The 20,997-nt window shown below is 49.7% G+C and carries 13 protein-coding genes; 8 read left to right on the top strand and 5 right to left on the bottom strand.

Annotation, left to right across the window (positions count from 1 at the left end):
• Positions 1–31: 31 nt before the first annotated feature.
• Positions 32–1,990 (bottom strand): protein kinase domain-containing protein, encoded by a 1,959-nt coding sequence (locus ACZ50P_RS14065; RefSeq protein ID WP_464131887.1) that lies wholly within the window; start codon positions 1,988–1,990, stop codon positions 32–34.
• Positions 1,991–2,055: 65 nt separating this feature from the next.
• On the opposite strand from ACZ50P_RS14065, the gene coaE reads away from it, so the two are divergent.
• Positions 2,056–2,655: a dephospho-CoA kinase gene (coaE, locus tag ACZ50P_RS14060; protein WP_464131885.1), complete on the top strand. Its 600-nt coding sequence runs from the start codon at positions 2,056–2,058 to the stop codon at positions 2,653–2,655.
• Here the strand turns inward: coaE and ACZ50P_RS14055 are convergent.
• Entirely contained in the window at positions 2,652–3,179 is a 528-nt protein-coding gene (locus ACZ50P_RS14055) for a hypothetical protein (protein WP_464131883.1), read from the bottom strand. The two genes, coaE and ACZ50P_RS14055, sit on opposite strands and share 4 nt — an antisense overlap.
• Before the next feature lie 95 nt (positions 3,180–3,274).
• On the opposite strand from ACZ50P_RS14055, the gene ACZ50P_RS14050 reads away from it, so the two are divergent.
• Positions 3,275–4,456: a PorV/PorQ family protein gene (locus ACZ50P_RS14050; RefSeq protein ID WP_464118315.1), complete on the top strand. Its 1,182-nt coding sequence runs from the start codon at positions 3,275–3,277 to the stop codon at positions 4,454–4,456.
• Positions 4,457–4,597: 141 nt separating this feature from the next.
• On the opposite strand, the gene ACZ50P_RS14045 is transcribed toward ACZ50P_RS14050, so the two are convergent.
• Positions 4,598–5,332, bottom strand: coding sequence for a hypothetical protein (locus tag ACZ50P_RS14045; protein ID WP_464131881.1), 735 nt, complete (start codon positions 5,330–5,332; stop codon positions 4,598–4,600).
• A gap of 207 nt (positions 5,333–5,539) precedes the next feature.
• Here ACZ50P_RS14045 and ACZ50P_RS14040 point away from each other — a divergent pair, with 207 nt between their 5' ends.
• From ACZ50P_RS14040 to ACZ50P_RS14015, 6 genes are read left to right on the top strand one after another with little or no spacing between them, the layout of a single operon-like run.
• A complete protein-coding gene (locus ACZ50P_RS14040; protein WP_464131879.1) occupies positions 5,540–6,625 on the top strand; it encodes a PorV/PorQ family protein in 1,086 nt (361 codons plus the stop codon).
• 9 nt (positions 6,626–6,634) lie between these two features.
• Positions 6,635–7,621: a hypothetical protein gene (locus ACZ50P_RS14035; protein WP_464131877.1), complete on the top strand. Its 987-nt coding sequence runs from the start codon at positions 6,635–6,637 to the stop codon at positions 7,619–7,621.
• Positions 7,618–8,736 (top strand): hypothetical protein, encoded by a 1,119-nt coding sequence (locus tag ACZ50P_RS14030; RefSeq protein WP_464131875.1) that lies wholly within the window; start codon positions 7,618–7,620, stop codon positions 8,734–8,736. Before ACZ50P_RS14035 ends, ACZ50P_RS14030 begins: the two co-directional genes overlap by 4 nt.
• A gap of 7 nt (positions 8,737–8,743) precedes the next feature.
• Positions 8,744–11,467 (top strand): PD-(D/E)XK nuclease family protein, encoded by a 2,724-nt coding sequence (locus tag ACZ50P_RS14025; protein WP_464131873.1) that lies wholly within the window; start codon positions 8,744–8,746, stop codon positions 11,465–11,467.
• The gene (locus ACZ50P_RS14020; protein WP_464131871.1) at positions 11,443–14,523 is read left to right on the top strand and encodes a UvrD-helicase domain-containing protein; all 3,081 of its coding nucleotides are present in this window, start codon (positions 11,443–11,445) and stop codon (positions 14,521–14,523) included. Before ACZ50P_RS14025 ends, ACZ50P_RS14020 begins: the two co-directional genes overlap by 25 nt.
• 27 nt (positions 14,524–14,550) lie before the next feature.
• Positions 14,551–15,345: a PilZ domain-containing protein gene (locus ACZ50P_RS14015; protein WP_464131869.1), complete on the top strand. Its 795-nt coding sequence runs from the start codon at positions 14,551–14,553 to the stop codon at positions 15,343–15,345.
• Positions 15,346–15,389: 44 nt separating this feature from the next.
• Here ACZ50P_RS14015 and ACZ50P_RS14010 read toward each other — a convergent pair whose 3' ends face one another.
• Both ACZ50P_RS14010 and ACZ50P_RS14005 read right to left on the bottom strand, forming a co-directional pair.
• Complete coding sequence (locus tag ACZ50P_RS14010; RefSeq protein WP_464118307.1) at positions 15,390–15,863, bottom strand: hypothetical protein; 474 nt, start codon at positions 15,861–15,863, stop codon at positions 15,390–15,392.
• Between the two features lie 88 nt (positions 15,864–15,951).
• Complete coding sequence (locus ACZ50P_RS14005; protein ID WP_464131867.1) at positions 15,952–20,811, bottom strand: zinc-dependent metalloprotease; 4,860 nt, start codon at positions 20,809–20,811, stop codon at positions 15,952–15,954.
• Positions 20,812–20,997: the final 186 nt, after the last annotated feature.

Here is a 20,997-nt window from a genome sequence, read left to right as displayed (position 1 = left end):
CTCAGTTGCTGCAAACGAACGACGAAGTGAATTATTTCAGATACAAATCTACAATTTTTCTCTGGTCCGCAGGAACAGTAATTGTGGTCTCTGCAGAGAGTCCTGTCGTCTTATTTCTAGCTTGTATTTTAACACCAACTTCCGCCTGGATCAGGTACGCATCACCACTGGGTTTAATCGCCACAGGAACTCCGGCAATGCGCAGTTCAGGGTTGGCTCCCCCATTGACGATGTTGATGATCAGCGAGGCCACACGTGGAAGTCTTTGCAGAGTTCCTGTGAAAGAGTAAGCCTCATAAGTCGGAGTGATTGTTGTTACCAAATCTGTATAACCTTCCTTAACCAAGCGCAGGCTGTAAGGAGTGTTGGCTTTGACGGTTTTGCGAACCGGAGTGAATTCTCCAGTATCCACGCCATCGATCACCACACGGGCGCCGCCCGGATTGGAGTAAATGGTCACAGTGTATTCCGGTGACGTTGCGGCCAGTTCTGTCTGTTGCACACCGTGAGCTGACGCTGGATTTTTTCCGGCCGGGCTTGGTGTCAGGCCGGCGGTCGCGGCTGTTTTTGGAGCAGATTTTTTTGCGAAGAAGTTGGTGTAGCCCCACCACAGACCGACAACGACCAACAGGGCCCCGACAGCTTTCATGGCAAGACCGGTGATGTCCTCCATAGAGGAACCAGCCTGATGCTTCGAAATGGAGGTTCGGGTCCCCATCTGCGATAGGCTTGAAGGGGTGCGTGTCATTGCATTCGGCCCGGACGTGAAAGTGCCGGTCGCCTGAGTGCGTGTGTGAGTAATATTGGTATCTGTGGCGTTGACTCCGGGCACCTTCGGCATCGAAGGCTTTGGCGGAGTTTTCAGATTGTCCAGATTCACACGGATATCTGTGGAAGTGTCCAGATCCAGCTTTTCTTCACCATCCGGTGCCTCGGTCGGAACCTGGGCGGGACGGGAAGGCGAGCGCATGTCCGTTTGTGTGACAATCGTTTTATCCTCTGACGTGGGTTGGGCCTGAAGTTTCGCAAACTCCACGAGCTTGCGACGCTGTTCCAGGAACGCGGCAGAGAAGGCGTTTTTCATGAATACACTGAAGTCATGCGGAGAGAACTCCGGATACTGGGTGTTCAGGAAACGATTCAGATCACGGTGCAGAGCCGCCGCGGTCTGATAGCGAAGACTTCTGTCTTTGGCCAGCGCCTTGTTGACGATTCTTTCCAGTTCCGGTGGAACGGAAGGATTGATTTTGCGAATCGAAGGGACTTGGCACTCGCGAATCTTGCGCAGGATGGCCGCTTCACTGTTAGAAGTGAACAGGCGGTCATTGGCGAGAAGTTCCCACAGCACAATACCCATTGAGAAAATGTCCGTGCGCGGGTCGATCGCCTGACCGTCGGCTTGTTCCGGACTCATGTAGCCGTACTTCCCTTTGAGGGTCCCGGCTTTGGTGGCTTCCATCTGGGTTTCAGCTTTGGCGATACCGAAGTCGATGATTTTGACTTCACCCTCGAAGCTCACCATGATGTTCTGAGGACTCATGTCACGGTGAACGATGTTCAAAGGTTTTCCTGTTGTCCCATCCAGACAGCGGTGGGCGTGGTCAAGACCTGCAGCCACCTCTTTAATCATGTAAACGATTTGTTCGATGGTGAACTGAGTGCTGGTTTTTTTAAGTTCATTCAGAATCTGGCGAAGGTTTCGGCCTTCGACGTATTCCATAACCAGGAAGAACTGTGCCTTCTCGACACCGAAATCATAAATTGAGACAACGTTCCCGTGATTCAGATTCACGGCGATCTTTGCCTCTTCTTTAAACATCTCAATAAAGTCCTGGTGGTCAGAGTACTGGGGCAGAATGCGTTTGATAGCGACAAACTTATTGACGCCCACGGCGCCTGTGGATTTCGACAGATACACTTCGGCCATCCCACCGGCGGCGAGTCTCTCTAGAAGAATGTATTTACCGAACTGTTCCACAGCTTGAGACATGAATTCATGTTCCCCTTTGAGAGGACTATCGGTAAAATAAAAGTAATCCTTAAGGAGTTTCAAAGATGAAATGGATAGGACTGACCGGAGGTATAGCTTGCGGTAAAAGTACGGTGAGCAGAATGCTTCGCAGTCACAATATTCCGGTCGTGGACGCGGATGAGATTGCCAAAGACGTTGTGAAACCTGGATCTTCTGGACTTAAGTCTGTTCTGCAAGAGTTTGGATCCGAATTTCAGACTGCAGAAGGGGGCTTGGATCGGCGCAAGTTAGGGCAGCGTGTCTTCGGTGACCCTGAGCAGTTGCACAAGCTGGAAGCCATCTTGCACCCGCTGATTCGTGAAGAAACCCGTCGCCGTCGCCGCCTGCACGAGGACATGGGCGCGGCTCTGGCTATTTATGATATCCCCTTGCTTTTTGAGACCAAAGCCAAGGATCAGTTCGATGCAGTCATCGTGGTGTCTTGCACACGAGAGCAACAAAAAGAGCGTCTGCGCCGCCAGGGGTGGACGGAAGATGAAATCGATATGCGTATCGCCTCGCAGATCTCATTGCAGTCCAAAGAGCAGCAGGCGGACTTTGTCCTTTATAACAACCGGGATGAACAGCATTTGATTCGAGAGGTGGACCGTCTTTTAAAGTGGCTCGACGGTCTTAAGAATTAGAACTGAAAATTATATCCGAACTGCGCATATAGATCAGGGCCGGTCACTGAAAAACCGGTTCCGAATTCTCCGGTGAAAGTCTCGCCAGCACCGACACTGGCGTGAACACGCCAGCGGCGAATTTCGATGAATCCCGTGATGCCATCGGCTGTGTCCAGATAGGCGTGGCCTCCCAAGCGCGCGTAGGGAACAAAGCGATCCTCCGGAGCAAAATACCAGCGGTGACCAACGCCGGCGCCGAGGAACTGCTCGTTATTGACAGAAACCTCATAGTCCCAGACCGGGAGAGGATCCCGCTTGATGGAACTCAGCCTTACGACCAGATAGGGGCCTTGAAGCCATTCGTCGCGCTCAAGATAGTTTCCACTTTGATAGCCCAATGAAAAATTCAGCAGATATTCTTTTCGGGGAGGGAAGTCCGAGGCCTTCAGTGTGCCGAGATATTCGTCATCTTCTCCCGTCAATGGAGATGTTTCTAAAGTAGTCGTGGTTGTGGGTGCAGCATGAAGCTGGATTGAACTCACGACCAAGGTCAAAAAAAGCAGGCAGGTAAAAACTCGCATAAGACAAAGTATAAATTATGTCTACAATCAATGGTAAGAATTTTGGAGGCAAAAATATGTCTAAAAGAGGATTCCTGCTCCTCGCGGGCCTGTCTGCGATGATTTCCGGCACAAATGCACAGGCTGAAAGTATCAGCACGACCATTCACCATCACTATCAGGCTCCTCGCGCTCTGGGAATGGGCGATGCCTTTGTTGCCGTTGCCAACGATTATTCGGCTATCTTTTATAATCCCGCAGGTCTGGCTCGCCGCGAAGACGGTCAGATCAACTTGTCTTTGAGTGCCGCGGGAACGCCTAAAGCCATGGACTTCTATAATGAATTTTCAGATATCGACAAGAGCAACCAGACTGAACAGCAGAAAACACAAGCCTATCTGGAGCTGATTGAAAAGAATTACGGCGAAGTCTATTCTTTGCGTTTGTCACCGATGGAAGGCTTCTGGGTTCGTCCCAATTGGGGTATTGCACTGATTCCGGCTGATATCTCGATTGAAATGGCGATGCACCAACTGGTGGGCCCAGCGGTGAATACGACGGTTTATGCCGACACGACTTTGGGTCTTGCTTATGCGGATGATATGAAGGGCGTTGAAAACGGTCGCCTGTCCTGGGGTGTGACGGGGAAATTTGTGAATCGCGGATTTTACAGCAAACCTATCAGTGCCACGGACTTTGCTGAAGGCAGTGAGATCCTGAAAAAAGAGGACATGCTGGAAGGTTATACAATTGATGCCGATATAGGCTTGTTGTGGACGCCGGAACTGCCGGATCAAGGATTCTGGTCGGTGTTGCGATTGGCACGTCCCACTTTCGGTATGGTCGTCAGAAATATTGCTGAAACCGGTTTTGGGTCTTCCTTGAAACTGTTAAACAAGGAAGCAACGAACGGCACGCCAGAAAAACTTTATCGTGTTGTTGATCTGGGGACGCGCTGGGAATATCCATCTGCGTGGATCTTCGGTGGTCGCGGTGTGCTTGATGTCAGAGATCTGGGCCATCCGGATTTCAACTGGAGAAAAGGCGTTCACATCGGCTTTGAGTTCGACTGGACAGTGACATCCTGGTGGAAAGGTCACTACCGAGTGGGCTTGAAAGAGTCGTTCTGGACGGCAGGTCTGTCAGCGGAACTGGGCATCTTCAATCTGGATCTGGTCAGTTATGCTAACGATGTAGGAACTAAAAACACGCCTATCGAAAGCCGTGTCTACGCCACACGCCTAAACCTAGACTTCTAAGAGGTACCAGCTCACTTTTGCAGAAGCAGTGAGTTATTTGCCCGAAATACGGATTATGAAAAAAGCAAAACGGCCCTTATGTGGGCCGTTTCCTTTTTTAATGCGAGGCTTCTGCAAAAGTGAGCTGGTACCTTTTACCTTTTATGGCGTGGGTTGCCACTGTTCTAGCAGGGCCTTGCCGATTTCGGCTAGATTCTGCTCGGTCGCAATATCAATTCCAGCAGCAGCAGCAGCCTGATTTATGTCAGAGCAGATGGAGCTGTTGGCGACACTCGTACCACCGCAAGTTGCGCTGTAGACTGCCTGGATAGAACCCCCGATAGCTTCCACCGCTTCAACTGCTGCGGTACTATTTGGGTTTTGCAGAATATCGGCAATTGTATCTTCAATAGCCGATTGGCAGGAGTTTAGATCTGCGCCACAGGAACCAAGGCCTAGTTTGCTGGCCGCATCAGCCAGAGCTGTGGAGCTTTTGGCTAAAGCGCCAATCAAAGCCAGGCCTTTTTGGCCGGAGCGATTGCAGTCCAAAGCCGTCTGGTTCGCCAGATCGATATCGTTGTTGAAGTTAAGCACCGTCAGCATGGAAGTCGCGCCTGCGCCTTGATCCGTCATGGCATCCAGAGCCTTTGAAAGATTCTCTGCGCTGGTAACTTCAGCTGAAATAAAGCCTGCGGCACAGCGAAGTGTGTAGGCTTGCGGGGATGTCAGACCTGCGATTTTACTAACACAGGCATTGGCAGAAGCCTCATCGCGGGCCTTGTCCATACAGAACTGCGCCTCTGCGATCATGTCCTTTTCAGTCTGTTCAGCCTCACATCCCGTGAGAAGTGCTGCACCCAATCCTAGAATCAATGTTGCCATTTTCTTCGAAAACATCCTGGAACTCCTTATAACGGTCCTAAGTATAGTGAACTTATCGGCACTATCCGAAGGTCCTTAACTCATAAATTTAGAACTCCTAATTTCGTAATCATCACGAAATGGCGGGACCTAGGAATGTATTTTTGTGAAACGTCTCAATGTGAGGCCCCATTCTGCCGATATATCCATTGATTTATCTCAACCAATTTAAGCGAGGTATCTATGAAAAGGATTTTATGGATAACGCTGATTCAAACTCTCCTGTTGATGGCGTTCACCCCGGATGGGAACGCGCGTGAGCGCCGCAGTTTTTACAGTGGGGTTCGTTGCCAGGGGATGGGCGGTGCGTGTCTTGCTGTGACGAATGATGAAACCGCATTGTTAGTCAACCCAGCGGCATTGGGCAAGCTTCGTGACTTCTATGGAACGATCTTGGATCCAGAGCTTGAGTTCGGCTATCAGACGCAAGGTTTCTATGGCGAAAAAGCGTTTTCAAATCCTTATGCACTAGAGGACATAAAAGCGGCACTGGATGCCAAAAGAGGCGCCTACTATCACGCCAAGGCTCAGGTGTTTCCATCCTTTGTCGGAAGAAACTTCGGCATCGGCTTGTATGGAAATTATATTCTGGATGCTGAGATGGCGCAGGATGGATCGACGATTGATACCTACTATAGAAACGATCTGGCCTTTGTTTTGGGCTTTAACTTCCGCTTGTTTGATGGGCGTGTGAAGTTGGGTTTTAACACCAAACTGATCAGTCGTGTGGAAGTGGACAATCCCACTTTGTCGGCGGCGGGTCCGTTGGACTATGAATCCATCGGCACGGAAGGCGTGGGCCTTTCTACCGATGTGGGATTGATTCTGGCAGCACCTTGGACGTATATTCCAACCATCTCCGCGGTGGTGCGTGACGTGGGTGGTACCAGCTTCGATCAGTCTCATGGTGTCCGAATGAGCACAACAGACCGTCCCAATTTGGTCAAACAGGACGTTGATGTCGCAGCTGCAATCTTTCCGATTCATTCTAGATATGTGAGATCGGCATGGACAGTGGAATACCGTGGTTTATTAACATCAGCGGATGAAGAGGATAAGGCCAAGTTGATTCACGGCGGTCTCGAATTGAACTTCGGAGATGTGCTTTTCTTAAGAGGCGGATATAATCAGAGGTATTGGACAGCGGGCATGGAACTCGCCTCAGAAAAGTTTCAGTGGCAGTTCGCCACTTACGGCGAAGAGATCGGCACCTCGGATTCACCTCGTGAAGACAGACGTTACACTTTCAAGTTTGCATACCGCTTTTAAGGATGAAGCATGACAGGTTTTAAAAGGACTTTGATATTACTTCTATCTTTGACTCTGACCACCTCCTGTGGTCAGCCCAACCTTCTGACGGATGTCTCTGAAACAGACTCTGATGAGGCTCTCTTCTTTGAAGCCAAAAAGAAGATTGATGCGCTGGAATGGGACACGGCTATTGATATCATCGAAAATCAGATGAGCGATGGCTATGCGGCCCAAGTGGACGTTCAGGAGGCTCTTGCTGGAGCCTACGCGGGAAAATGCGGATTCACCTTTGTAGACATTATCAACGGTTTGAAGAACAGTCCCTCGAGCAGTATTTTTCCGTTCTTTATGAGTATTTTTGCCGGCAATGCTCTGGACACCAGCGCCTGTGATCAGTCGATCAATATTATCACCTCGTTTGGATCGGTTCTGGAAAGAACCAATGATCAGAATTTGTTCCTGACGATTCTGGGGATTGCACGAATTGGCACGACCCTTGGAGCAAAGCTGGATCCCACTCAAGATGGCGTGGCGGACGGAGTTTATAAAACAGACTATAACATCTGCCATAACTACAGTGGTGGTGCGGGGTCGGCAGCAACAGACGGATGGCCTCAGGGTGATCCGATACAAAATTTTTTAAATATTCCGCTGCCCGTGGCGTCTCCGGCGCGCGCAATTACTGATACAGAAGCAAAGAAGATTGCCTCGGGGATTGGGATTATTTTTGAAAACATGTCGGCTCTCGCAGCGGTTTTAAGCGGCGGCAACTCAACCTTGACGGCGCTGCAGGATGCCCTTACCCAGTGTGAAGTGGTGGCCGGAGCTGGCAATTGCACGGCGACGAATGTCGCAGCGGTGACTCCAGAGCTACTCTATACAATTCGGGTGTTAATGGATTCTTCAGCCATGGGCTTTGGGACTTGCACTCCGGGAGTGATGCCGGATGACGTGGGTGATGATTTGAACAACCCAGCTTACTGCTGCATTAGATTGAAACCGCCGGTGCTATGATGAAAATTGTTGCTGCGATTTTTATTTTAATAGTGTCTTCCCAGGTCTCCGCGCAGGAGATCAACCAAAGCTATCGCTCCATACGGTCATTGGGAATGGGTGGGGCGGCTTTGACGACGACCCGAGGTGCTGAGGCTTTGTTTGTAAATCCCGCAGCGATGGATCGAATTGAAGGTTTGGATATACACCTGCTTGGCGTGAATGTCGGTGGCCGGATGTTATCCACCGAGGACCTTGATGCGATTTCTAACTTGGATGAAAATGATCCTTCCACTTACAATAATCTTTTCGGACGTCGTATCTATGCCAATGCCACCGGCAGTGCGGCGGTGGCGTTGCCGTTCCTCGGATTTGGATACTACACAGACTATAATGTGTCCCTGGAACTGCACAATCCTGGGTATCCTTCCTTTACGACTTATTTCCGTAATGACGAAGCCTATGTGATTGGTGGCGCTTATCCCTTGGGGCCGAAGACCTCGTTGGGATTGGCACTTAAGAGAATCAATCGCTGGGGTGGGGATGTGCAGGAACTGGGGCTTTCCACGGTGGCCAATGCGGGAGATTTGCAAAGCGTGATGGATGAGTTCCAGAATAAGGGAACAGGTTACGGTGTTGACTTTGGATTGATGACGGTTGCGGACACACCTTTAAATCCGACTCTCACGGTGGTGTGGAAGGATATCGGGGACACGGCCTTCACAAAAACAGCGGGGAACGATGCGCCCTCGCATATTCCGCAGAATCTTGGAGCAGGTGTTTCGTTGGGCGTGGATTTGCCGGGCCTTGACTGGGTGATTGCCTTGGAAGGCCAGCATCTTTTGGATCCCGATATTCAGATTGGAAAGAAGCTGCACTTGGGGACCGAGATTTCTTTGCCATTCCTGGATCTGCGCGCGGGTGTGAATCAGGGTTATGTGTCCTATGGTGTGGGAATGGACTTCTTCATTTTCCGCATTGATGCTGCAAGTTACACAGAGGAGCTGGGTGTCTATCCCGGTCAGAGTGCCGACAATCGCATTATGGTGGGCCTCAGCATTGATTTAAGCTTTGATGCTAACTTCAAATTCACGGATAATAACGGCAAGAAAAGAAAACTGAAACAACGCCGGTAATCCAAAAATGCTGAAAGTTATTTCCATCGAAAGCAGATCTCAGATTTCCGAGATCTTCGCCAACTACAATCCGAAAGAACAGTCCTGGCTGGTTTCGGATCTTCGCACTAAATTTGAACTTCAGCAGAAAATTCTGGGCCGTGACGGCCAATATGTCGACGAATCCGTTTTGCGTGCCAGTGACCTGTGGAAGATGTTGTTGAAGCGTCTGGATCCGGGGTTGCGTCTGGTCAGTGATCCTTTTGCCAGATCTCTTCTGCGCACCATCATGGATGAACACGCCGAAGTGCTCGGGGTAAACTCTTCTGCGGAAGACACCGTGTTTAGTTATATCGACCAGATGGCGGCGGTGATCTTTCACCCGGAAGGAACTCAGCGCCTGACAGAATGGTTTGAAAGCCATCCCGAGGCGATGAACCGCTGGAAGGAATGGTATTTGCGTGCGCGTTTCTGCGCCCTGAAACTTCTGCAGGACCAACGTGTGATCACTGCGGATTGGATCACCGCATACCTGCAAAACTTCAACGAACTTGAAAGAGTCTGGAACATCCCCTTGATTGTGGATCTGAGCGGGGAGATCACACGGGTTGAGGCCGAGCTACTGCACGTACTTTCCCGGTCTGTCGATGTGGTGATATTGGAGCCCAACCCTGAATGGCGCAAAGACTTCCACTTCCTGCTGAAACCCTATGATGACTTGCGCGCTCAGAGCGCCAAGACGGAAAAGCTGCCCAAACCCGCCGAAGTGACAAAGAAAGTCGAGGTTCTGCGTTTCTCTGGAATGCTGGCGGAAATCAAAAACAGTGTGGGCACAGTTCGCCGCTGGGTGGAACAGGGAATTGCGCCCGATAATATCGCCATCATAGCACCGGATATTGAAACTTACTGGCCGGTGCTTCAGGCCTATCTGGCAGAAGAGGGAATTCCCGTTCAGAAGGACATCACCCACAAAGCGCAAAGTCTTCCTTCTGTCACGCGCTGGCTGGCGCTTTTGCGTTCCAAAAGCGGTCGTCTTTCCAGTTCGGATCTGGAGATTTCATTCTTTGAAAAAGAAGAGGCCCAGCAACTGCGCTATGAAGAATTCCGGGCCTTGTTTAAAAGCCTTTACGTCAATGAGGACCTGGCCCGGAATGAAATTGTGCATAAAGTATTCTTTGAGCAGATGGACCTGACCGGGTTTCTTAAACGCGACGAGTTTGTGGCCAAGGCGTTGATGTCCTGGAGCGCGGATGAAACAGACATCGTCCAGGTCATTCTGCGTGAGCTTCTTCAGAATGCCGTGAGTTCGACCTCCTTGACGTGGAAAGAATGGTTAAGCTATCTGGAAAGCATCGTCGCTGCGAAAGAGTACACTTTGGAAAAAGGGGAGCCTCGCGGTGTGATGGTCACAAAGCTGATGTCGGCACACAGTGAAAAAGCGCGACGACGTATCTTCCTGGGCCTGACGGATGAGTCTTTGAAAGGTCGAAATAAAACCCAGTTGTCAGGCCAGGATTACTTTGAGTTGGCCAAGGACATTGGCTTCTATCTGGACAATCCGGATCAAAGTGATTTGGAGTTTGAGCTGCGATTATTGGCTCAGGCTGATAGTGATGAGGACCTGTACTGCTTTGGAGCAACGGACTTAAGTGGCTCTCTGTGTTCGCCAGCGACATTCTGGATGAGCCTGCAGGGAGAGCATGAGAAGCTGACGGTTCCTCTGGAAACCCGCTGGGACGAGTTGCAACATTCGCAGCAGCGAGGGGATCGTCCTTTGTTGGCAGGCCGCAAGCAGCAAGTGGAAGAGCGTATTTTACAGGATTTGGGTAAATCCCCTTCGGCCCCTATCCAGGGAGCAGAGCTTCCACGAATTTCGGCTTCGTCTATTGAAAGTTTCCTGGAGTGTCCGTTTATTTTTGCCGCCCAAAGATACTTCAAACTGAAGGATTTGCCGGATATTGATTTGGATGTGGATCATCGCACCCGGGGGCAGTTGGCCCATGCGATCTTTGAACAGCTGACGATTGAACCCATGCGTTTTGATTGGACCGTGTCGGAGCTGGAAGAGCTTCTGGAAAAGGTCCGTATCGAAAAGAAACTGATTTTTGCAGATGATCGTCTTTGGATCCCCTTGAAGAAGCGTCATGTCCAGCTGGGTTTGCGTTTCCTTGATTTTGAAAAGCGTTGGCGCGAGGAGTTTAAAAAAACTCGAACCATCGGACGGGAAAAACGCTTCGAGTTCTATCTTGATCCAAATACAGAGGAAATCCATCGCGAAGCCAAAGACAACTGCTTCCGTATCTCCGGTCAGATCGACCGGGTGGATTCGGATGGTGATGGCCACCTGGTGGTGGTGGATTACAAGAGTTCCTCGGGCGGAATTTCCGCCCATGCCTCGTGGCTGAAGAATCACGAACTGCAACTGCTCTTTTATATGTGGGTTCTGGAAAAAGGCCTCATGGAAGACGTGCAGGGTGAAGTGATCGGTTTGTTCTACTATGTGTTCAGAAACTTTGAGCGCAAGGGCTTTAAGGTCGAGGACTTGGCGGGAACCCTTTATCCGGCCTCCAAGCGCAAGGATAAAAATGCCACCTATGAAGCCAAGGAGCGCTATCTGACCGAATTCAGTCAAATCTTGATGACGACACTGGATCGGATCAAAAATGGCGAGTGTGACGCTCGTCCTGCGGATTATAAAACTTGTACAACCTGTGAGTGGAGGCGCCAATGTCGGGCACCACATCTGAATTAAAAAACATCATCCTGCGAGCCGGTGCCGGTGCGGGGAAGACCACCACTTTGACTCAGACCTTTCTGAAGTTTGCCAGCGACTTTCAGTCTCAGCATGGAAAGTTCCCCCGTATTGTGGTGACGACGTTCACCCGTAAAGCCACCCAGGAACTGAAAGAGCGTCTTTTAGGGAAAGCTCTGGAGGAAAAGCGTGATGATCTTTTCCAGTTTGTCAGTTCCAAGTCTCAGGTGCAGATTTCCACCATTCACGGTGTGCTGAGCCTGTTTCTGTCCCGCTATGGTTCAGCGATCGGCCTGACCCCGGACTACAAAATCATGAGTGATTCTGAAATCCGCAAGGGCGCGCGCAAGATCATGCGCAAATATCTTCTGGAGAATCCGCAGTTGCAGGAGCTTTTGGAAGAATACGACTTCCAGACTTTAGAGGGCGCACTGCTGAAGTATTTCTCTGAGCATGTGATCTTTCCGGGGATGACCTTTATTTCCCGCGGTGAACTGGAAGCTGAGACCGTCAGAGTTGTCCAGCAGATTGCCAGTCAGTTGCGCCGTGTATGTCTGGAAATTTCCCAGGAGACCTCGAATGACAAGTGGATCGAGTATGCCGGTGCGATGACCGGTTTTTCCTGGAATGTGAATAATTCGGAGTGGGCCCAGTTCTTTGAGCGTTTGGAAAGCTTCTGGGAACACACCAGCAAGCCGGTTTTTCGCAAAGCATCAGCGCCGTTCAGTTTAAGCCTGAACGAAGAGCTGGAAGAAGTGCGCGACCGCATTGATGTCCTTTTGAAGGAGCCGCGCTATCGCCCCGAATATTGGGATCGCCATCAGCGCAACTGCGGTCTGTTTGAAGAGCTGGCAAAGAACTTCAGCCGTGATTTTATGCAGACTAAAATTGAAAATGGTCTGTTGTCGATGAGCGATCTCGAAACGCTGGCCTATAAAATCATCATGGAGCAACCGGAGGCTGCGGTGAAGTTTTCCCAGGAATGGGACTTCTGGATGGTCGACGAATACCAGGATACCAGCCCGGTGCAGGTGGAGCTGTTGCGCCACTTGGTGGGTGAAAGACCGGTCTTCATTGTCGGAGACCCCCAGCAAAGTATTTATCTGTTCCGCGGGGCTCGTTCCGAAGTCTTCAAGGAAAAAGTGGACGAGATTGCGGCTCAGAATGGTGATGTGCAAGTAAAGCTGGTGAACTACCGCTCATCGCCGGAGGTTCTGGAGTTCTTCAACCATTATTTCACACGTCTTAGTCCGCAGTTTGCGGCAATGACTCCGGATGAAAGAAAAGAAAAAAAGGGCCCGGCCATTCCTGTTGTTCAGGTTCTTCTGACAGAAACCGGCGACGAACACGAGACTTCGGCCGAAGTGCTGGCAACAGTTTCCCGTATTCAGGAGCTTTTGCAGCAGGGGGTCAGTCCAGAGCAGATTTGTGTTCTGGGGCGTACTCACAAGACGTTGGAGGACATTGCCAAGGTCGCACAGGAATACGGAGTTCCGTTACAGCTTCATAGCGGCAGCGGGTTCTATGAGCGCCGAGAGGTTCTGGATGCCCTGGCAATCCTGAAGTTTTTGGTCAATCCCCATGACAACGCCAATTTCGTGGCTCTTTTAAGATCCCCGTGGCTGGCTTTGCCGGACTCTGAAATTGTGACCTACTGTCATTCTTTCCGTCACTCCTTCTGGAAGGAAGCACAGAAGCACATGGACAGTCGGGACGAGCAGCATCCGTTGCGCGTTTTGAAGACACTACTGGGGCAGGCCGAATCCAAAGGCCTTTCGTTCACCTTAAAAAAAGCTTTGATTGATCTGGGGCTGTTTGATTACTCGGCCCGCATTGATTCCACGGGCCGGCGTGAAGCCAATCTGTGGAAGGTGGTGGCGTTACTTTCGCAGGAAGAGCGACGCCCGGGCTTTAACTATCTGGATTTCCTGGATGCGAGTTTGGAAACTTTGTCTACGGATGAAGGCGGTGAGGATGCGGATGCCACGCCGGTGATTGAGCCCAAACGTGTGAACTTCATGACGGTCCATGCCTCCAAAGGTTTGCAGTTTGATCAGGTGATCTTACCGGGAATGGGCAGTGATCCCCGCGCCAGTCATGCGCCTGTTTTAAGTATCCACGAAAAAACCGGGTTGTGGTCTTTGAAGATTCGCAACGAAGAAACGCAAGCCATGGCTGGCAGTGTTCTGGCCGATCAGATTGTGGAAGAGCTGCGCCGCCGGGAAACGGAAGAGTTCAACCGCGTGCTTTACGTGGCGTTGACACGGGCTAAGTCCGGCGTGACGTTGTTGTGGGATAAGAAGATCGGCAAAAAGTCCTGGGCAGCCCAGTGTCCGCTGAACTTGGAAGAGGGTTTGCATGAGGAAAAAGATTTTTCTTATGTTGTCCGCGCCGAGAACTTGCAACCTGTTCGAATGATGGAGCAGGACCTGGCTGAAAAGGACGTTCGTGCTCCATGGTCTGGGGCGGAAGTTTCGGAGAAGCGTAAGTATATTTCTGTAACAGAATTAGTAACGCCGGAAGATGTGCAGGGGGAGGGGTACACCCCCAAGGCGACCCAGCTTGGAAAAGGTCTGGCTCGGGCCCAGCAAGGGACCAATGCCCATCGTCTGTTTGAAGCCCTGAAGTTCACACCTTTTGAGGAGCTTTTAAAGATTTCAGACGAGGATCTGCGCAAACCGTTGCAGTTCTTGGCCCAGACCTCGGAGCTTCCATTGCTCAAGATTATCGAGAATGGCTTTGTAGAGTGGGGGTTTGCCCTGAAATACAAAGAAGCTTTGATGCAGGGACAGATCGATCTTTGGGGTATTGTGGACGGAACTTTGTGGATGGTGGATTACAAGACCGGGTCGCAGAGGTATTCGGATATGGCCTTCCGTCAGTTGGAAGCCTATACCTGGGCTCTGCACCGCATGAACTATCTGCAAGGGGTTTCGCAAATTAAGCTGGCTGTGGTTTATCCGATGGACGAGGTCGTGAAGATCGAAACGGTGACTGATCCCGTGGAATTGAACAAACAGCTAGAGAGAAGCATCGACAACTATTTCCTTGTATAGAAATTCAGGGTTCCATATCATTTTGTTATGAAAACAAAACCATGGTCCCTGATCATTCTTGCACTTCTTCATATACTTGCCCCTGTTGGAAATCTTGTTTTGAATGCCCTGCGCTCCGGAAGAACTCTGGGACAGCAGTGGACGTATTGGTTTGAGGTTCTGCCAAAACCATTGCTTTTGATTTATCTTGTAATCCCGGTTCTGGCGGGAATCTTTATATATGTGTGTAAGCGCTGGAGCTACTGGGCTTATCTGGGATGCCTGTTGATCGTTCTGGCTTCAAATGTCTATAGCTACATGACGAATATGAATCTGAGCACATTGCTGTTGTTGATTTTGGTTGTAGTGGTGGATCTGTTGGTCGTTGCGTATTTCGTGGTTCCATCTGTGCAGAAGGTATACTTTGATCCACGCACTCGCTGGTGGGAAGCCGCTCCACGCTATCACTTTAATCATATGGGAATGGTGAATGGCGAAAAGGCCTTCGTGAAAAGTATCTCTCTAGGGGGATTGTTGCTGTCATCAGCACCGGCGATGAGTGAAAATGAGGACGTCACAGTAAGTTGGGACTTCCAAGGGCAGCATGTTGAAGTTAAAGGGAAAGTTGTATACAAGCTTCAGCACGGCGAGATTCCGCAATACGGAGTCCGCTTCGAACACGGCGGCGACAGTGACCGTCAGATTAAAGAACTGATCGCAAGGCTTCACAATGAAGGATTGATTGTCACAGAAAGACTGCCGGGACCGGAGGATGGCCTCGGAGTTTGGTTGAAAAAACTTGTGACACGCGGGGAAGGTTTGTTCCCCAAAATGAGAGCATAAAAAAAAGGGAGGCCGAGAGCCTCCCTTGCCTTTTCAGATTCTGATTATCGGGTGTACTGGCAGCTTGCGGCAGCTTTTTTGCCGAGACCGAAGGCCACGCCCTCAAATTCTTTTCTTAGCAAAGTCAGTTTGCTTCCGTCCTGGGAAAGTTTCATGGAAATGGTGCTTTCCTCACGCGTGGCCGGAACACCCACGAAAGAGCTGGTTCCTTTGAATTGGAAGGAAAGAACCCCTTTTTCCAGGGTGACCTGTTCATACCCCTTGGTACTGCTCAACGCTTCGCCATGGGAATAGGATACTTTACGTTTTGGACCATTCACTTCGCCTGAATAGATCATGTATCCGTCCCGGTTGAAAGAAGCTTCATTGCCATTAACCTCGATGGTGAAAGAATCATAACAGAAGGTGTCGCCTTCAACTTGAGAACTGGTCAGACGATAGGTGCCCGCAAACTGATCTGCGGAAGCCAGAGCCGAGGAAGCGGACAAGAGAAGCATGCCAAAGATTACCTGTTTCATTTTAAACTCCAATTGTATTGTTCACTATTTATTTACATAAAAAAGCCCGGGCTCTGAGAGAGAGAAGAGCCCGGGCCGGAGAGTCTTATTATTGTCTGTTCAGCTCTGGGTTCGTCATCAAGCTTAGCTTGTTGAGGAACTCAAGGTTCTTCATGATGATTCCGTAGGAAACTTCAAGGTTGGAACCATTCACCAATTGACCGACCACGTCACCCAATTGTTCCAGAACTTCAAAACCTTTGTTTTTGCTCAAAGCCGCACCTGTTTTTTCCAGGCCGGACTTCACAGCCGTGAAGTTCAGAGAGAACAATGGCAGAACTTCCTCGATCTGGGATGCTTGATCAGCAAGTTGCTGAGCTGCTTCCTGAGCACCTTTCTGCTCTGTCAGAAGGGCGATGGATACAGAGATGATTTGTTTATTCAGCTCTTCCATCATTGCAACCTGACCTTCAACAGAAAGCTGTGGATTTGCTTTTACAAGCTCCGCAGAAACCAGTTTTCCGTCTTTGTTCAGCTCATTCAATTTCGCAGTCAGCGCTTCTTTCGCCGCTTTCACCTGTTCAGCCATCTTACCTTGAGTCAGAAGATCCTGAGTTTGCAAAGCAACCATCTTCTCGATCATTGGCACGATAACATCTGAAGCCTGAAGAACGTTGTTCTTTTCCGCCGCAACCTGCAACAAAGTGCCGGATGCCAAAGCGTTGTCCACTGCCCAGTAAGTCAGGCGTGTTTTGCTGTCCGCAGAAACACCCAACTGGCTCAGGGTAATACGGTCTGTCGGAGCCGCACCTACAGAAGTACCTACCTTGAACAGGTTCGCAAAGTTGTCTTTGTCTCTCAGCGTAGAAGCTTCAAGATTCAAGACAGAGAAGATACCTGCGTAAGCTCTCATTGCTGGGGTGACAGTCGCTTTCAAACCTTCTGCCGGGCTCAGGATCGCGTGAGCATTCGTGAACGAAGGTTGCAACTGATCCAGAAGCATACCTGTGATTGTGTTCACATAGATGCTGCTTTCTGGAGACATGCCCAGGATGTACTTCTCGAAATCCAGGAAAGAGAACTGGATGCTGTTCGCATAGTACTTGTATTCTGGGTAACCTTTCATAGTCAGGAAGTTCATCGCCATCAATTTGTCGTATTCGATACCCACGGTATCCAGACGATCTTCGGCCATGGCCATGTCCTGCAAAGCACGTTTTTCAACGATTTCGATATCTGTGATTACTTTGCCAGTTTCTTCACCTTTTTCATTTGTCTCCTTGTACTGGTATGGAATCGCTTCGAAGCGTTCCTCGCTCAAGAACGGAGAGTTTGCATCCGGAGTCTTCAACAACTGATTGAAGAAGATGTACGCTTTCAATGTCGCCTGCATGTAGTCCTGACGCTCTTCCTGGGAGCCGATGCCCAGAACCAGCTTGTAGAACAACTCGTCCATAAACTGACGCATCAAGAACATGGTGTGCATGGATCTGCCCGTAGCAGCTGCAGAAGAACCCAGATAGAAGTTGTTACGACCCCAAGAGTGGTAGTTCGTGACGTATCCATCGTCGTAGTCTTTGATCAGGTTTTCCACGATTTCAGTCGCAGAGGTACCAGAGTCAAAGCGTTGGCAAGTTGGTTCAAGCTGTACGTGGATGTCCGTGCAGTATTTGTATGGCTTCAAGTACTTGGAAACAGCGTTGGTAGTCACATTATTCCAGGACTTCATAGCATTCTTGATCTGGTCAACGTGTACGTATTTACCAGCCTGAGAGCTTTCCAACAAACCTGTGTGGGAAGCGCGCAAAGCGTGGATGTCGTATTTACCGATGCCATCCCAGCTGAAGGAACCTGGAGCGTAGTAGTCCATAATAGAGGAATAGTTACGCTTGGACTCAGAGCCGTCCATATTATTGAAGTTCGCTTTATCGAAGGAACCGATGAAGTTGTGAGTCAGACCTTGAGAGTGACCCATTTCATGGGCCAAGTCGAAGTACAACATCTCACGAAGAGCATCTTTGTAAGAGCTTTGAGCGTATTTACGGCCCAAGGATTCACGAGCAGTCAGCATACAGCCCGGAGAGTTCTTGAAATGAGAGCTCAGCTTCGTGCGGATGTCCCCACGACGAGTCATCGCTTCCAACTGGGTTCTGTCGCGCTGATTCAGCTTGGCACCTTTGGAAGCAAGCATTTCTTTGGCAACCAGGCCTTCAAGTTCAGCCACATCCATGGATTTGTTTTCATTCAACTTGCGAAGAACGCGATCCAACCAGCCGCTTTCCATATTTGGCGAAGCATATTTGAAGGCGGATTCGCCACCCAGCGACTTACGCAACTGAGCCGCAGCTTTAACATTTGATGTTACTGCAGAAATGTTTTTAGTCTGCACCTTAGTGCCAACTTCTTTTTTGTGAGCCAGGGCTAGTTTGGCAATTTTCTTTGCAAACTGAGTTGCTGTCTGAACTTTTTCTTCAGTCGTGCCACCAGCTTTTGCGCCCGCGGCTGCCTGCTTTTCAGCCGCTGCTTCGGCCTCTTGCTGTTGAGTCAGCTGTTTCAAAGCCGCCTGACGGAAGGCTTCTTTTTGGTCGTTCCAAGAAACAGTGATCTGTTGGTTGCGCTGAGTGCCGGCAATGTACTGTTGCAAGTTGCCCGCGTAAACAATCAGGGAGTCCGCTACCACGATACCAGAGCGTGGGTTGTAACCAACCTGAGACACACCCAAAACGCCGTGATTGTCGTTGAATTTATTTTCGAAGTGGATGATGTTTCTGTTCAAGTCACCAACTTTGGCCTCGATACCATCTTGACCCGCGAACTGAACCTCAACATAGCGGCCAGTGCGTTCAAACGGAGTGCCCTTGAAGGCCTGTCTGTAAGCCAGGTCCCATGCGTCAACAACTTCTTTGGTTGTATCGATGAACAACTGACGGATTTCAGGTTGAAGTTTCGCGGAAGGCTCAAGACCCGTGACTGTGTACAACAGAGTTTTGCCATCACGGAAGTCGTGAACAACCGTCATATTGCGCTCTTGACCTTCACGGCCATACAGACCTGTTTCAGTCGGATTGATTTGACCGATCGTCCAAACACCGTATCCCATCGCATTTTGTGCACGGAATGGAACTTCTGGAGCGTAAGCTTTATCAGTTTTGTTGTCGTTCAACTTGAAGGAAATACGCTCTTTTAGGCGTGCCGTTGTCGACTTATTCGGAGTCCCGTTGTAGCTGTTCGTCACTGTATACTCTGAGGTACAGTAGTCTGCAAGACCTACAGAGTAGTTAAATGTGAAGTTCAAAGAGCCCTTCTCCAAATTCATGTCCACGTCAGACACCTGTGTGTCGGCTAGAGAGCGGATGCAAACATTATATAGAGACTCGTAAGGAGAATAGTCGGTGGTCAGGGTGTTACGAGTCCAGTCGATTTCAATGAACTCAGCATCCACGCGAGTCGCCGGAGTCATGCGGATCATGGAGTAGTCAGCACCCGACGCGTCTTTTTTGTCGTGTTTGAAGTACTTAACCGGGATGGACATCAGCTCTTCGTATTCCATCGCGTTAGATCCGTTTTTATGGTTCAACAATTTATCAGCTTTACGAACCACCAGACGGTTTTCTTCCAGATCGAATTTAACAATAGTCAACGCACCTGCCATACCAGGAGGGAAGATCGTTGTTTCTGGAGCATCTTCCAAAGTACGTTTGAAGAAGAACTCTTTACCTTTGATGTCCGCCACACGAAGAGTCGTGCGTGGATCCATTTCGTTGTTAGCTTCAATTTTCTTAGGTTGAACATTTTGTTCGATCTGTACCAGACCCGTGTTTTCAACTGCGCGCACTGGCTTGAAGGAGACCGTCGCATCCTGATTGCCATCATAATCCACCACTGGCAGTTCAGCGCGAACGTAGGAAACCGGAACATCATAACGAAGGATCAGGATACAACCTTCCTGAGCTTCTGCAGGAAGAGTTTTCACCAGCTCCGCAGAACACTGGCGCACATTGGACTTGTTGGAACCCAGTTTCAACTGTTGCATTTGGGAATCGCTCAATTCGGTTTTGCCGATTTGACCGATTTCAAAGACATGCAAAGCATCCACATCCAACAAAGTCAGAACGCGGGCATTTTCCTGCATTGCAACTGGGATTTGGAACTCTTCTTTCAGAGTTTTCGCAGTCATGACTTTGTTATTGATGCGGTCCATGACAAAAGTGCGATCCAGATCACCGCGGGAAGCGGCGTCAATGCCCACTGGCATACGGTCAGATGGATTGATGGACATCTGGAAGTGAGTCGCATCCGCCCAGTCTGTTGTTTTAAGACGAAGTGTGGAGGTTTCTTCATTCAGTTGGTTCTTTGTTCTTTGCAGAACGCCGTAACCAGTGATTTTGAATTTGAACAATGGAACCAGGATCTTGGCGTCTTTTTTAGCCAAAGCTGTCGCTTTTTGAGCGCGGACCTGTTTTAGATTTGCCAGAAGAGATTTTACTTTGGAGTTGTCTTTGGCTTTTTGCAGTTGTTTTTGCAGAACAACTTCTTCTTTCACCTGAGCCAACTGTTTTTCAAGAATGGAAAGTTCAGAAACATCCGATACAATTTTGTAGGCTGTGACGAACTGTCTGTCTACAGACAGAGTGATCGGGTAGGAGCGACCCGCTTGTCCTGTCATTTCAAGCCCTTTAAACATGAACTTCAGACGGTTTGGAACTTTAACGTCTGTAACTGCAACCACACCTTTTTCAGCAGTGGCTTTGGAGGCATCACCCAAGCTCAAGTTTGTCAGACGCTCGTCAGTTGTGACCTGCATATCTGCAGATTCAGCCTGCAAGGCATCTGTTTCTTTGATCGCAAAGATGGATTCCTGAGCTTCTTCGGGCAGCGCCGCATCTCTTTTCTTCGTACAACCCGAAGCAAACAGTGCGAAAGCAACCAGAGCGGTCAGGGCCTTTGCGTATTGAGTCTTGTTAGACATAACTCTCTCCATTCCTAAAATGTCACCCTCTGAAGCCCATATCGAATATAGGGGCTTTGCCAAGGATGACTCTCTCCTGAAAGGAATAAATGCATCGAAGGTGCCACGGTGCTTTGGTCCCAGTTGGAATTATTTGCATTACAGCGTTGGAAGCTGTCGAGATTTTAGTCAGGGGACAATTCGGGC

Source organism: Bdellovibrio sp. CKG001, from assembly GCF_055397465.1.
The sequence above is the reverse complement of the archived record's forward strand: the minus strand, read 5'-3'. Positions and strand labels throughout refer to the sequence as shown.

Bases quoted from the DNA above. Each gene is read 5' to 3' on its own strand.
- ACZ50P_RS14065 (WP_464131887.1), bottom strand. From the start codon at position 1,990: ATGTCTCAAGCTGTGGAACAGTTCGGTAAATACATTCTTCTAGAGAGA.
- coaE (WP_464131885.1), top strand. From the start codon at position 2,056: ATGAAATGGATAGGACTGACCGGAGGTATAGCTTGCGGTAAAAGTACG.
- ACZ50P_RS14050 (WP_464118315.1), top strand. From the start codon at position 3,275: ATGTCTAAAAGAGGATTCCTGCTCCTCGCGGGCCTGTCTGCGATGATT.
- ACZ50P_RS14045 (WP_464131881.1), bottom strand. From the start codon at position 5,332: ATGTTTTCGAAGAAAATGGCAACATTGATTCTAGGATTGGGTGCAGCA.
- ACZ50P_RS14040 (WP_464131879.1), top strand. From the start codon at position 5,540: ATGAAAAGGATTTTATGGATAACGCTGATTCAAACTCTCCTGTTGATG.
- ACZ50P_RS14035 (WP_464131877.1), top strand. From the start codon at position 6,635: ATGACAGGTTTTAAAAGGACTTTGATATTACTTCTATCTTTGACTCTG.
- ACZ50P_RS14030 (WP_464131875.1), top strand. From the start codon at position 7,618: ATGATGAAAATTGTTGCTGCGATTTTTATTTTAATAGTGTCTTCCCAG.
- ACZ50P_RS14025 (WP_464131873.1), top strand. From the start codon at position 8,744: ATGCTGAAAGTTATTTCCATCGAAAGCAGATCTCAGATTTCCGAGATC.
- ACZ50P_RS14020 (WP_464131871.1), top strand. From the start codon at position 11,443: ATGTCGGGCACCACATCTGAATTAAAAAACATCATCCTGCGAGCCGGT.
- ACZ50P_RS14015 (WP_464131869.1), top strand. From the start codon at position 14,551: ATGAAAACAAAACCATGGTCCCTGATCATTCTTGCACTTCTTCATATA.
- ACZ50P_RS14010 (WP_464118307.1), bottom strand. From the start codon at position 15,863: ATGAAACAGGTAATCTTTGGCATGCTTCTCTTGTCCGCTTCCTCGGCT.
- ACZ50P_RS14005 (WP_464131867.1), bottom strand. From the start codon at position 20,811: ATGTCTAACAAGACTCAATACGCAAAGGCCCTGACCGCTCTGGTTGCT.